This is a genomic window from Arthrobacter sp. NPDC055138 (assembly GCF_053607305.1).
Genome location: NZ_JBSGTH010000001.1, coordinates 766,331 through 779,025, shown reverse-complemented (window position 1 = coordinate 779,025; position 12,695 = coordinate 766,331). Strand labels below are relative to the sequence as shown.

Genomic DNA, 12,695 nt, shown 5'->3' with positions numbered 1-12,695 from the left:
TCCCTAGTCCGCCCCGATTGCCGCGGCATCGGCGGGCACTGTGTGCGGGTCGGCCGGCGCCTCACGCTTGCGCAGCAGCAGCATGCCGGCGGCCATCAGGCTGCAGGCGGCCGCCGCCCAGAACGGGGCGGAAACGTTACCGAACCATACGGCCACGTGCCCCACCAGGATGGCCGACGCGGCGCCGCCGAGCCAGCGCATGAAGTTGTAGCCGGCGCTGTTCACCGCCCGCGGTCCGGAACCGGCGCTCATCGCGCTGCCCGTGAACAGCGTATTCAGCACCCCGGAAACAATGCCGGAGACCACCACCCCGGTCACCACCACCGACTTGATGCCGGTGGACATGGCCAGCAGGATCACCGCGTAGAGCACGACGGCGGCGATCGCACCACCGCGCTCCCCCAGCCAGCCGGCGACCTTCGGCGCCAGGACAACGCCGGACACGGCCACGCACAGACCCCAGCCGAAGAACACGAAGCCGATGAACAGCGCGCCCTCGTCCAGCACGAAGGGAGCCCAGGCGATGATCGCGAAGAAGGCCGCAGTGTAGAACGCCGACCCGATCGAGGTCAGCAGCAGACTGCGGTTGCGCAGCGCCAGCAGCGGGTCCACCAGCCGCACCGGCTGCCGGTGGGACTTGTCCTTGTCCTTCTCCAGCATGCTCACGCAGAGGATGGCGCCGACGGCCATCAGGATGGCAGTTCCCGCGAACGGTCCGCGCCAGCTGATGTTGCCCAGCACGGCCCCGAGCAACGGGCCGATCGCCAGCCCCACCCCCAGAGCGGCCTCGTAGAGCAGGATGGCACCCTGCTGCCCGCCCGCGGCCGCTCCGACAATCACGGAGAGCGCGGTGGCGATGAAGAAGGCGTTGCCCAGGCCCCAGAGCGCGCGGAGCCAGACCAGCGTCTCGATGTCACCGGCCGCCGCGCACAACCCGGCCGCGATGACGATCAGCACCAGCCCGGCCACCAGCGTCCGCTTGGCCCCGAACCGGTAGGACATCATGCCGGTCAGCAGCATGGCCACCACCTGCACGCCCAGATAGGACCCGAAGAGCAGGGTGGTTTGTGACGGCTCGGCACCCAGCGACTCAGTGATCACATTGAGGATCGGGTCCACCAGGCCGATGCCCATGAAGGCGATGACCGCGGCGAAGGCTGTCACCCAGACGGATTTTGGCTGGCCCCTCAGCGCATCGGTGAGTTTGGCGTGTTGTTGCGGTGCCGCAACGTTGGTCATGGTTGTTCTCCTCAGTGTTCGGCCGGTGATTGTTCGGCCGGCAGCCCGTTTGCCGCTTCCACAGCCAGCAGTCGGGACATGGCCGGCGCGGCGGCGGCCAGCAGGTTCCGGTCTTCGGGCTGCAGGTCTGCCAGCAGGCGGGCAAATTCCAGGTCCCGCTCGGCGGCGAGCGCGGCGATCTGCGAGCGCCCGTCGGAGGTCAGGTCCACCAGGACGCGGCGCCGGTCATTCGGGTCGGCCAGCCGCTCCACCAAACCGATCCGGACCAGTCCGGCAACCACGCTCGTGGCCGTCGGCATTTTTACTCCTTCAAGCGCGGCCAGTTCACCCATCCGCAGTTTTCCTTTGTCCATCAGCGTGGTCAGCACCGAGGACTGCGCGGCGGTCACGTCCCAGCCCGGGCTGCGCCGGCGGACCATCTGGTAGATCCGGGTCAGCAGCGGCCTCAGTTGGCGGGACAGCTCGAGTTGTTCATCCTGCATAGTTAGATGGTCTAACTATTAGCTCTCTGAAGCAAGTCGAGGCCTAAGCCGGACGGCGGTAGGCTGGCCCGGATTGCCCCGCACTGGTCGGGGCCGGAGCAAGAGGGACGTGGCATGGCATTGTTTTCGACACTCGGGGTGTTGTACGTCGTCTTCCTGATCGGGATGGCCGTGCTGGTGGTGTGGCTTTCTGGTCCTGCTGATCAGTTTCCTGCGCCTGAAAAACTCCGAACTTCGCGACGCCGCCGCACGGCGGCAGGCCGAGAGCCAGCCGTAGTTTGCCAGCACGCAATAAAAGCCAACCGAAGCCTCACGTTTCGAGGCGCGGGAACGTCTGCACAGGAGAGAATGGAAGCGGACGAAGGAGCGCCATGACCCGCGTGCACACCCTCATCGATACCCCGCTCGGGGAGCTGACGGCCGTCGCCGAGGACGGTTCGCTGACCGCGCTCTACTTCCCCAGCCACAAACGGATGCCGGACGCCGCGACGTTCGGCGAGCGGACCGCCGTCGGCTTCGAAGCAGTCACGGAACAGCTGGCGGAGTATTTCGCCGGCCAGCGCCGGGAATTCGACCTCCCGCTGGCGCCGAAGGGCGACCCCTTCAAGCTAAAGGTGTGGGCCTTGCTGCGGGAGATCCCGTACGGCCAGACCCGCTCCTATGGGCAGCTGGCGGCCGCGCTGGGCGATGTGCATCTGGCGCAGGCAGTGGGCCACGCCAACGGCCAGAACCCGATCTCCATTGTGGTGCCGTGCCACCGGGTGGTCGGCGCGGACGGCTCCTTGGTGGGCTACGCCGGCGGGCTGGAACGCAAACGGTTCCTGCTGGAACTGGAAGAGCCGGCCGAGGTGAAAGCCGGCAAGCTCTTCTGATGCCCACCTCACGAAGCCGGGCCGGCAGCCGTCTACCGGGTGTGCAGATGAAACCCTTCGAGCAGCTGGTCACCGACCATGGCCCTACCGTGCTGCGCGTCTGCCGGGCGGTGCTGGGCCCCGGCCCGGATGCCGAAGACGCGTGGTCGGAAGCCTTTCTGTCCGCGCTCAAGGCCTACCCTGAGTTGCCTCAGGATGCGAACCACGAGGCGTGGCTGGTGACCATCGCCCACCGCAAGGCCATCGACGTTGTCCGGCGGCGGGCCCGAATCCCGACGCCCACCGAGCGCCTGCCCGAATCGCCGTCCTCGCTGGGCCTGCCCGGGAATGACGACGACGAACTGCGCCAGGCCGTCGCCGCCCTGCCCCTCCGGCAGCGCGAAGCCGTGGCGCTGCACTACCTGGCCGGGCTGCCGTACGCCGAGGCCGCCGAACTCACCGGTTCCAGCACGGACGCGGTCCGACGCGCGGCTGCCGACGGCATGGCCAAACTGCGGGCGTTCTACCGGCGCGGCCACCAGCGCGCCGCGGACGTGGCCGCATCCGATGCAAGCGAAGGAGCATTCCGATGACTGCCGAAGGATCCGCGGTCCAGGACACTGTGGCCGGCGAAGAACTGGACGTGCTGACCCGCCTCGACCCGGCACAACTGGAGCGACTGCATAGCCGGCTGGAACACGAGGCGGCGGCCGCCGGCGTCGTCCACCTTGCCTACACCACCACCGACACTCCGGTCGGAGAGCTGCTGCTGGTCACCACGGAAGAGGGCCTGGTCCGTGTGGCCTTCGCCAGCGAGCACCACGACGACGTGCTCGCCGGCCTGGCGGGCACGATCAGCCCGCGCATCCTGCGCTCCCCGGTCCGTCTGGCAGCGGCCGTCCGGCAGTTGGACGAATACTTCGCGGGCCGGCGGCGCTTCTTCGACCTGCCGCTGGACCGGCGGTTGTCCAAAGGATTCCGCGCGGAGGTGCTCAACCACCTGCCGGAAATCCCGTATGGCCGGACCGAGAGCTACGCGCAGGTGGCCGCCGCCGTCGGGAATCCCAAGGCAGTCCGCGCCGTGGGCAGCGCCTGTGCCACCAACCCGCTGCCCGTCGTCGTGCCCTGCCACCGCGTGCTCCGCTCGGACGGCGCGTTCGGCGGTTACCTGGGCGGGCCGGAGGCCAAGGCCTACTTGCTGGGGCTGGAGTCCGCGGCATGAGCACCCTGTTCGCCGACGCTCCGGCCGGTCCCCGCGAGATCGCGCCGGGGGCGGTGCATGTGCCGGGCTGGCTGAGGGTGGAGCAGCAGCGGGAACTGGTCGAAGCCTGCCGTGAATTCGGCCGCGGGCCGGTCCCCTACCGGGCGGCCAAGCTGCCGGGCGGACACGAGATGAGCGTGCGGACGCTGTGCCTGGGCTGGCACTGGGCGCCATACAAGTACACCCGGACGGCCGACGACGTGAACGGCGAGCGCGTACTGGACTTCCCCGGCTGGCTGGCGGAGTGGGGCCGGCGGGCTCTTGTGGACGCCTACCAGGACCCGGCCGCGGACCGGGATTACGCGCCGGATACTGCGCTGATCAATTTCTACGACGACACCGCCAAGATGGGCATGCACCAGGACAAGGACGAGCGGGCGGACTTCCCCGTGGTGTCGCTCAGCATCGGCGACGACTGCCTGTTCCGCTTCGGCAACACCGAAACCCGCACCAAGCCCTACACGGACCTCCGGCTGCGTTCCGGGGACCTGTTCGTCTTCGGCGGACCATCCCGGTTCGCCTACCACGGCGTCCCCAAGATCTACCCGGCCACCGCCGACCCCGGCTGCGGGCTGACCGGAGGTCGGCTCAACGTGACCATGCGGGTGACCGGTCTCGGCTGAACTACCACCACCCGGCGCACTAGGAGAGAATCGGCCCATGGAGAAAACCGCTACCGGCGTCGTGCTCTGCGAGGACGGACTGGCCCGGCCGGCCTGGGCCGCCACGAATCCGCTGCTGCGCCAGTACTACGACACCGAATGGGGCATGCCGGTCCGCGGCGAGCAGGGCGTCTATGAGCGCATCACGCTGGAGGGATTCCAGGCCGGACTGTCCTGGGCCACCATCCTGCGCAAGCGGCCGGCCTTCCGGAGCGCCTTCCACGACTTCCAGGTGGACACCGTCGCCGCGTTCACCGAGGAGGACGTCGAACGGTTGATGCAGGACGCCGGCATTGTGCGCAACCGCGCCAAGATCCGTGCCGCCATCACCAACGCCAACGCCACCATCGAGTTGCGGGCGGAAGGCGGTTTGAGCGACTTCGTCTGGTCCTTCCAGCCGGAGAGCACACCGTCGCCGAACCACATCGGGGACGTGCCGACCACGTCATCGGAATCCGTCGCGCTGTCCAAGGCGCTGCGCAAACGCGGCTTCGCGTTCGTCGGGCCCACCACCATGTTTGCCCTAATGGAGGCCATCGGCATGATCGACACCCATCTGGTGGACAGCCACCGCCGCGGCACCTCCGGCGTCTGGGCCTGAGGCTTGCGCTTTCACAATCACTTCATGCATCCGCCCGCACGCTGAGATGCGTGCCACAATAAGTTCCACCCGCTGGCTTCGCGGGACCCGGACGTGTCCGCCCGGCCGCAAGCCAGACACTGCAGGAGTTATCCGGTAAGGAGACCACGTTGACGATTCTTGTTGCCTACGCACCGCGTCCCGAGGGCCGAGCGGCCCTGAGCAAGGGCATCCAGATGGCCACCCAGAACAACGAGAAGCTGGTGGTCGTCAACGCCAGCCCCGGCGGCACGCACAAGGACGAGTCGTTCTCGGACGCCCACGACGCGTCATGGGTCCAGAAGGAACTGCACAACTCCGGTCTGGACAGCGAATTCAAGCAGTTCGTCCGCGGCAAGGACGCTGTGGAGGAGATTGTGGACCTGGTCGACGAACTCTCGGTCTCGCTGCTGGTCATCGGCCTGCGCAGGCGCTCACCGGTGGGCAAACTCATCTTAGGCAGCACCGCCCAGGAAATCCTGCTGACCGTCGATTGCCCGGTCCTGGCGGTCAAGGCCCGCTGATCCATGCAGGTCAACCTGCCGCTGGCTCCCCCGTTCGACGTTTCTGCCGCGCTGGCCGCCCTGGCCGCCCATGCGGTACCCGGCCTCGAGCGGGTCGATCCAGCGGCCGGCACCTGCAGCCGCCTCTTCAACACCGGCGCCGGCCCGGTGCCGGTCACCGCCACCCTGTCGCCTGACTCCGTCAGCCTCAAGGTCGGCAGCAACTCTCCCGCTATCTTGGCGGAGATAACGACGGCGGTGCGCGGCTGGCTCGATCTGGAGCTGGAACCGGAGCGTGTGGCGGCGATGTTGGGCGCCGACGCCGTGGTCGGCCCGCTGGTTGCCGCCCGCCCCGGGCTCCGCATCCTCGGCTATCCGGACGGTTTTGAGGGTGCCGTCTCCGCCGTGGTGGGCCAGCAGGTGTCGCTGGCGGCGGCCCGCACCTTCACCGGCCGGCTGGTGTCCGCCTTCGGCTCCCCGCTTGGGGACCTGGCCTTCTTCCCCACCGCGGAGACGCTGGCGGCAGCCGGACCAGACGCCATCCGCGAGGCCGTCGGCCTGACCAACGCCCGCGCGCGCACCGTTCTGGCCCTGGCCGAAGCCTGTGCCGACGGGTTGCGCATCACCCCTGACGCCGACCACGCCGATACCCGCCGCCGCTTGTTGGCGTTGCCCGGCATCGGCCCGTGGACGGTCGAGTATCTGGCCATTCGCGCGCTGCACGACCGCGACGCGTATCCGGAGGGCGACCTGGTGCTGCAACGGGCACTTGGGGTGAAGACCGCCAAACAAGCCCGCGAGATCGGGCAAGCGTGGGCCCCGGTCCGCGCCTATGCGGTCTTCCATCTCTGGACGGCCTCCGCCTACCTGCCGTAAACAGCCCGACGCGGCCGCGCGTGGTCAGTCCCCGTGCGGCGTCATCCGCGGGCGCCTACCCGTTCAATGCGTTCCAGCAATTCCGCCGGCAGCTGGAGATCGGGAACCCGCAGGTTGGAGCGCAGATGGCCCGGCTTCACCGTGCCGATCACGGCGCTGGAGACTCCCGGATGGTTCAGCGCGAAGGCCAGCGCAATCTCGCTGGCGGCGAGGCCGTCGACGTCGTTGATGAACCGGTATTTGCGTCCCTGGACAAACTTGTGCCGGTGGTTCTTGAGCGCCCGGAGCAGGTACCAGACGTCACTGGGCCCGCCGATCTTGAAGATGTCCCGCGAGTACAGGGTCTGTGCCAGCGGAGACTTGAGCTTGACGCCCACCCCGGCTTCCTGCGCCTCGGAAATCAGACCCTCCAGCGAACGGTCCACGATGTTGTACTCCACCATCAGCGCGTCGAAGATGCCCAGCTTCAGCGCTTTCTTGGCTCCGCCCCGGCCGGTGGAGACACCGAGCGCGCCGACCGTCCCCCGCTCCTTGAGCTTCAGCACCGTTTCGATGGCGGGGTCGGCCGGGTGCGGGAATCCGTGGAAATGCAGCAGCGGCAGGTGGTCGATCTGCAGCCGCCGCAGGCTGGCGTGCACGCTGTTTTCAATCGCCTGGGGCGAGTAGTCCTTCACATTGCGGTTGTTGATCCAGTGGGATCCCGCTTTCGTGGAGATGACCAGGTTCTCCGTCCGGCCCTTGAGGATGCGGCCCAGCCGCTCTTCGGCGTTGCCGCGGCTGTAGTTCGGGCCGGTGTCGAAGACGGTGATGCCGCCTTCGAGGGCCTGATCGACCAGCTGCGCCGCCTGCCGTTCGGGGAAGGCCTTCATTCCCCAGTAGCCGCCGGCCCCGAAGCTGAGTTCGGAGACCTGCAAGCCGGACCGTCCTAGCGCGCGTCGTTTCACCATGCCCCTTTCCGCGGTCAGCGGACCGCCACAAACCATCCAGCCTAGGCTATCGAGGACCCAGGCATTGTTCAGCGAACGACGCCGGTGCGGTTGCCGTAGGCGCGCAGGGCGAACCCCAGCACCGAGCACAGCAGGTAGCCGGCGCCCACCACCAGCCAGCCGATGTGGAAGTTGCCGGTGGCCTCCAGCAGCAGTCCCATCAGCAGCGGCCCGGCCGCAAAACCGGCATACATTCCCATCGACACGATGCCGGAAGCCGCCCCGACCCGTTGGGCCGGAACCACGCGCATCACGCCGGCCATCACCACCACGTTGGCACCCAGCACGGTGGCGCCGTGCAGGATCACACCCAGCCAGAGCAGTGCCGGTACGTCCAGCGTGCCCGCCGCGAGGAAGGCAGCCGCCCCGGCGAGCGCGCCGATCCCCAGCAGGATGAGCAGGGTGGAGGCCCGCACGCCCTTGGCCATCCGCCGCCCCCACAGCACGCGGGAGGTCACACCGACGACGCCCGACACACCCGCTGCCACGCCGCCCATGACCAGGCTGAAGCCCAGTTCCCGGACGGTGAACAGCGGCAGGTAGACGTTGGTGGCCTGCATGCCCAGGCCGGCGAGCAGGGAGTAGCCGGCGAACAGCCAGACCGAGAGCGGGAACCGGCCCTGTGCACCGGAACCCTCCGGCGTTGCCGCGGACCGGGCCGAGGCGGAGCCGGCACCAGGCGGCGTGACTCGCGGCGGCCCAGTGGCTGCGGACGGGGCGTGCGCCGCCGTCGTCAGGGGGTTTTCCGGGAGTTTGCGCAGGCCGTAGAGCAGCAGCCCGACGGCGACCACGGCGGCCAGCGCGGTGGCGCCCTGCCAGCCGGCCCACAGGGCGACGATGGGGAAGAACAGGCCGGCGAACAGCTGGCTGCCTTGGACGCCGGACTGCTTCACGCCGATCCAGCCGGGCCGCTTGTGCGCAGGAACCTGCGCGATGATGATGCGGTTGGTGGTCGGGTTGGAGATGGCCTGGGCGGGACCGGCCAGCAGCGCTGCGATCACCAAAACCAGGTAACTGTGGGCCAACGATGCGAGCACCAGGGCCATGGCCGTGCCGGCAAAGATCAGCACCAGCTGGGCACGGTTGGAGATCCGGTCGCTGAGTTTCCCCAGCCACATGCTGCATACCGCGGCGCTGGCGAAGATGGCGGTGGCCAGCAGGCCGAACTGGCCCTCGCTGATGTCCAGGTCCTCGATGACCAGCGGGCTGACGGTGCTTAGGCCGTAGTTGAGCAGCGGGCCCACGCCCATGGCGCACGTGAGGACAAAAAGCAGCGCGCCGCTGGGCTGTTTGGACATGCTGCACTCCTTGCTGGCGGATCGGGCTCCGTCCAGCAGGGTACTCCCAGTGCCGGCTCTTCCCCGCGGCAGGTGTCGCGGCAGTCCGGGCCTGCACCGTAACAATGGAGAGTTAGCTCACCTTTTCCCGCGCCGGTGCGCCGGACTCAGGTGGCTAGCAGCGGTCCTATTTCTTGCCCTTCTGCGTATCCGCATGCGCATCCACGAAGGCCCGCCGCGGATGCCGGGTGGCGCCCATCGAGGTGATGTCACGGTCGCCCAGGATCAGCGAACTCCAGCCGGCCAGCAGGCGCCACTTGTGGATCCAGGTGGGCAGCGCCAAGCCGTGGTAGCCCATCGCCGCGTACCAGGCCGGCTTGCCCTTGATATCGCGGCCCAGGATCTTGGCCGCGCCCCGGCCCACGCCGTAGGTCGCAACCGTTCCCAAGGTCTTGTGCCGGTACTCCGCCGGCCCTTGGCCCTGCACCGCGTTGACCACGTTCTGGGCCAGCACCTTTGCTTGGCGCACGGCGTGCTGGGCGTTCGGCGGGCAGTAGGCGGGTTGCTGTTCGGCGGCCAGATCGGGCACCTGGGCGCAGTCGCCGGCGGCCCATGCCCCGTGGACCACCTGGCCGGCGTCATCGATGACCTGCAACCGGGCGTTCGCGTTCACGTGCCCCTTCGGCCCGCGCGGGACATTGGTGTCGTCCAGCACCGGGTTGGGCTTCATGCCGGCCGTCCAGATGATCAGCCCGGCCGGAATGCGTTCTCCGGTGCTGAGTTCGGCGACCGAGTCTTCGCAGGACGGCATGGTGGTCTTCAGCCGCACGTCCACGCCGCGCTCGCGCAAGTGGCCCAGCGTCCACTTGGACAGATCCGGCCCCACTTCGGGAGCCACCCGGTCCAGCGCTTCGATCAGCACCCAGCGCAACTGGGAGCGGTCCAACTCCGGATGTGCGTCCACGGCGAGCTTGGACAGATCGCTCAGTTCCGTCAGCGCTTCGACACCGGTATAGCCGCCGCCGACCACCACGAAGGTGAGTGCCTTGGCCCGCTCTTCCGGGTCGCTGGTGCCGGCCGCCAGGGCCACGTTGTCCAGCACCTTGTCCCGGCAGTAAATGGCCTCTTCCACGGTCTTGAAGCCGACGCCGTGTTCGTCCAGCCCCGGAGTGGGGAACGTCCTGGTCACCGCGCCGACGGCGAACACCACTTGGTCGTAGTCCAGCGAGCGTTCACCGCCGCCGATTTCACTCAGCTCGGCCGTTTTGGCCTGGACGTCCAGCGAGACGAGCTTGCCGCGGACAATGTCCACGTTCTTGAGCGCACTGCGCAGGTTGACGGTGACGATCCGCGGTTCGATTTCGCCGCCGCCGACTTCGGGCAGCAGCGGCTGGTACGTCATGTACGAGTTCGGCTCAACTACGGTAATCCGGGCCGCCTCCGGCCCCAACCGCTTGCGGATCCCCCACGCCGTGTACAGGCCGACGTAACCGCCGCCCAAGATGAGAATGTGAGGCGTCGCTGAAGTGGACATAGTCCAGGCTCCCTCCCTGTTGTGGACAGTGATTCAGTGGTCCTGGTGCATCCTTCGCCGGAAGCCTTCCGGCCCGGCCTGCGGCCACACTAACACCGGACCGGGCGCAGCTAAACCCTCGGTCCGGGCGCAGCCGCCGGCAAGGCGGCATTCCCGCGGGCCAACCCACCGGCGTGCCCTGCCGGTTCCGGCGCCGGCAGCGACCTACAATGTGCTCAAGTGCCTCCGTCAGTGGGGCTGTTTCGGGGGAGCAGGAAGCGGTGGAGGCGGCAAAGCACACGGTGCGCGGGCGGTCGCTCCGTACCTACCGCCGGGCACGCACCACGCTGATCTGCGTAGCCATTTTCTGGCTTTGGCTGCTGCTGGGCGCCGCCGCGTTCGTCGCGGGCATGTTCGACTCCCCCACCAAACTTTTCCTGGCAATGTACGCAGGCGCCGTGGCCGTGTTGGTCTCCATCCCGATTGGCCTGCTCGCGGCCATCTTCATGCTGCTCCATCGGCCTGCCGCGGAAGATCGCCGGGCCACCGGGGAACGGCTGTCCATGGCGGCCCGCTCCGCCGGCTCGGCCGTCGCCGCACTTCCGTGGGCGGCCGCGGCCGGCCGGGCCAAAGAGCTGGGCAGCAGGCTGGGTCCGGCGGCCAGCGGGCTCGGCACCGCCACCAAGGCCGGCGTAAGTCAGCTCCGTTCGGGTGCGCGGCAATGGCGCGGAGCCGGGGAACAACTGCGTCCACACACCGCGCGGCAGGCTGACGCCGGGGAGCAGCAGCCGGTCAAACGTTTGCCCAGCAGGGTTCCCGGTGCCGCGCAGAAGCCACAGGTTCCCCGCCGGCCGCCGATGCCGCCGCGGCGTCCGTCCGGCCCGCCAAGTGGGGGCCGGTCAGGCCGGGACAGCCCGAACGGACATCTGGATGATTTGGCGTCCTAGCACTCCACCACGTTGACGGCGAGGCCACCGGTGGCGGTCTCCTTGTACTTGTCGCTCATGTCCCGTCCGGTCTCGCGCATGGTCACGATCACCTGGTCCAATGACACCCGGTGCGTGCCGTCGCCCATCAGCGCCATTTTGGCCGCGTTCACGGCTTTGGCCGCCCCGATCGCATTCCGCTCGATGCACGGGATCTGCACCAGCCCGCCGATCGGATCGCAGGTCAGGCCCAGGTTGTGCTCCATGGCGATCTCGGCCGCGTTCTCCACTTGCATGGGGGTTCCGCCGAGCACCTCGGCCAGGCCCGCCGCCGCCATCGACGACGCCGACCCGACCTCGCCCTGGCAGCCGACTTCGGCGCCGGAGATGGAGGCTTGTTCCTTGTAGAGGACGCCGACGGCGCCCGCGGTGAGCAGGAACTTCACCACCACCTGTTCCTTGTCCTCGCGGGTGGCGTGCTCCATCCCCGGGGCGTAGTGGGTGGCGTAGAACAGCACGGCCGGGATGATCCCGGCGGCGCCGTTGGTGGGTGCGGTAACCACCCGGCCGCCGGAGGCGTTTTCCTCGTTCACGGCCAGCGCCACGAGGTTGACCCATTCCTGCCAGTACTTGTGGTCCCGGTGGGGGTCTTCCTTGCGCAGCCGCTCATGCCATCCGGGGGCACGACGGCGCACGTTCAGCCCGCCGGGCAGGTCCCCTTCGCGGCGGATCGCCGAATCCTTGCATTCCTCCATCACATCGAAGATATGCACCAGCCCGGCCTCGATCTCCTCGCGCGGGCGGGCATCCTGCTCGTTGAGCATCATGATGTCGCTGATGTTCAGGCCGGTGCTGCGGCAATGTTCCAGCAGTTCGGCCGCGGTGCGGAACGGATAGGGCAGCTGCTTTTTGGAGGACTCCAGTTCTTCCTGGGCCGCTTCCTCCTCGCCGTCGCGGACAATAAACCCTCCTCCCACGGAGAAAAAGGTGGCTTCGTGCAGAACCTGGGCATCGCCGTCGTCCGCTGCTGCCAGCATCTGGAAGCGCATGCCGTTGGTGTGCCGGGGCAGCACCGTCAGCGGGTGCAGCACCATGTCCTGCACGCCGTACTCGAGTGGCCGCGCGGTGGCGCCGGGCACTTCCCCGCCCAACTGCAGCCGGCCGGTCGCGGCGATGTCCGCCAGCCGCTCCTCCACTTGCTGCGGCAGGATGGCCTCCGGTTCGAAGCCCTCCAGTCCCAGCAGCACGGCGGTGAAGGTGCCGTGGCCGCGGCCGGTGGCGGCCAGCGAACCGTACAGGTCCACGCGGAGCCCGCCCGCCTTCTCCAGCAGGCCGGCGTCGACCACCTCGCGCACGAACACGGCCGCGGCCCGCATGGGGCCCACCGTGTGCGAACTGGAGGGGCCGATGCCCACGGAGAAAAGGTCAAAAACGCCTACAGCCATGTCTTCCCTGTCCTAACGCGAGTGGGAGGTACGGCGGTGCCGTCCCCGCGGAGGC

General features: G+C 68.4%; 14 protein-coding genes. 8 read left to right on the top strand and 6 right to left on the bottom strand.

The window, feature by feature from the left end:
- Positions 1 to 3: 3 nt before the first annotated feature.
- Positions 4 to 1,239: an MFS transporter gene (locus ACWF5H_RS03775; RefSeq protein ID WP_452034945.1), complete on the bottom strand. Its 1,236-nt coding sequence runs from the start codon at positions 1,237 to 1,239 to the stop codon at positions 4 to 6.
- An 11-nt stretch (positions 1,240 to 1,250) separates the two neighbouring features.
- Complete coding sequence (locus ACWF5H_RS03770; RefSeq protein ID WP_452034943.1) at positions 1,251 to 1,721, bottom strand: MarR family winged helix-turn-helix transcriptional regulator; 471 nt, start codon at positions 1,719 to 1,721, stop codon at positions 1,251 to 1,253.
- Positions 1,722 to 2,092: 371 nt separating this feature from the next.
- Between ACWF5H_RS03770 and ACWF5H_RS03765 the strand changes: the two genes are divergently transcribed.
- From ACWF5H_RS03765 to ACWF5H_RS03735, 7 genes are all read left to right on the top strand, one after another.
- Positions 2,093 to 2,593, top strand: a complete 501-nt coding sequence (locus tag ACWF5H_RS03765) for a methylated-DNA--[protein]-cysteine S-methyltransferase (protein ID WP_452034942.1) — start codon at positions 2,093 to 2,095, stop codon at positions 2,591 to 2,593.
- 47 nt (positions 2,594 to 2,640) lie between these two features.
- Positions 2,641 to 3,165, top strand: coding sequence for an RNA polymerase sigma factor (locus ACWF5H_RS03760; RefSeq protein ID WP_452034941.1), 525 nt, complete (start codon positions 2,641 to 2,643; stop codon positions 3,163 to 3,165).
- Positions 3,162 to 3,794 carry a methylated-DNA--[protein]-cysteine S-methyltransferase gene (locus tag ACWF5H_RS03755; RefSeq protein ID WP_452034940.1) on the top strand — a complete coding sequence of 211 codons (633 nt, stop codon included), beginning with the start codon at positions 3,162 to 3,164 and terminating at the stop codon, positions 3,792 to 3,794. The genes ACWF5H_RS03760 and ACWF5H_RS03755 overlap by 4 nt, the downstream gene beginning before the upstream one ends.
- A complete protein-coding gene (locus tag ACWF5H_RS03750; RefSeq protein WP_452034939.1) occupies positions 3,791 to 4,456 on the top strand; it encodes an alpha-ketoglutarate-dependent dioxygenase AlkB family protein in 666 nt (221 codons plus the stop codon). Before ACWF5H_RS03755 ends, ACWF5H_RS03750 begins: the two co-directional genes overlap by 4 nt.
- Positions 4,457 to 4,493: 37 nt before the next feature.
- Positions 4,494 to 5,096 carry a DNA-3-methyladenine glycosylase I gene (locus tag ACWF5H_RS03745; protein WP_452034938.1) on the top strand — a complete coding sequence of 201 codons (603 nt, stop codon included), beginning with the start codon at positions 4,494 to 4,496 and terminating at the stop codon, positions 5,094 to 5,096.
- A gap of 149 nt (positions 5,097 to 5,245) precedes the next feature.
- The gene (locus tag ACWF5H_RS03740; protein ID WP_452034936.1) at positions 5,246 to 5,638 is read left to right on the top strand and encodes a universal stress protein; all 393 of its coding nucleotides are present in this window, start codon (positions 5,246 to 5,248) and stop codon (positions 5,636 to 5,638) included.
- 3 nt (positions 5,639 to 5,641) lie between these two features.
- Positions 5,642 to 6,493 (top strand): DNA-3-methyladenine glycosylase family protein, encoded by an 852-nt coding sequence (locus ACWF5H_RS03735; RefSeq protein ID WP_452034934.1) that lies wholly within the window; start codon positions 5,642 to 5,644, stop codon positions 6,491 to 6,493.
- Between the two features lie 41 nt (positions 6,494 to 6,534).
- On the opposite strand, the gene ACWF5H_RS03730 is transcribed toward ACWF5H_RS03735, so the two are convergent.
- From ACWF5H_RS03730 to ACWF5H_RS03720, 3 genes are all read right to left on the bottom strand, one after another.
- On the bottom strand, positions 6,535 to 7,440 hold the full coding sequence (locus tag ACWF5H_RS03730) for an aldo/keto reductase (protein ID WP_452034932.1): 906 nt from the start codon (positions 7,438 to 7,440) through the stop codon (positions 6,535 to 6,537).
- Positions 7,441 to 7,508: 68 nt separating this feature from the next.
- Complete coding sequence (locus tag ACWF5H_RS03725) at positions 7,509 to 8,777, bottom strand: MFS transporter (RefSeq protein ID WP_452034931.1); 1,269 nt, start codon at positions 8,775 to 8,777, stop codon at positions 7,509 to 7,511.
- Positions 8,778 to 8,943: 166 nt separating this feature from the next.
- Positions 8,944 to 10,290, bottom strand: coding sequence for an NAD(P)/FAD-dependent oxidoreductase (locus ACWF5H_RS03720; RefSeq protein WP_452034929.1), 1,347 nt, complete (start codon positions 10,288 to 10,290; stop codon positions 8,944 to 8,946).
- Between the two features lie 260 nt (positions 10,291 to 10,550).
- Between ACWF5H_RS03720 and ACWF5H_RS03715 the strand changes: the two genes are divergently transcribed.
- Positions 10,551 to 11,216: a hypothetical protein gene (locus ACWF5H_RS03715; RefSeq protein ID WP_452034927.1), complete on the top strand. Its 666-nt coding sequence runs from the start codon at positions 10,551 to 10,553 to the stop codon at positions 11,214 to 11,216.
- Here ACWF5H_RS03715 and ACWF5H_RS03710 read toward each other — a convergent pair.
- Positions 11,213 to 12,640: an L-serine ammonia-lyase gene (locus ACWF5H_RS03710; RefSeq protein ID WP_452034926.1), complete on the bottom strand. Its 1,428-nt coding sequence runs from the start codon at positions 12,638 to 12,640 to the stop codon at positions 11,213 to 11,215. The two genes, ACWF5H_RS03715 and ACWF5H_RS03710, sit on opposite strands and share 4 nt — an antisense overlap.
- Positions 12,641 to 12,695 lie beyond the last annotated feature (55 nt).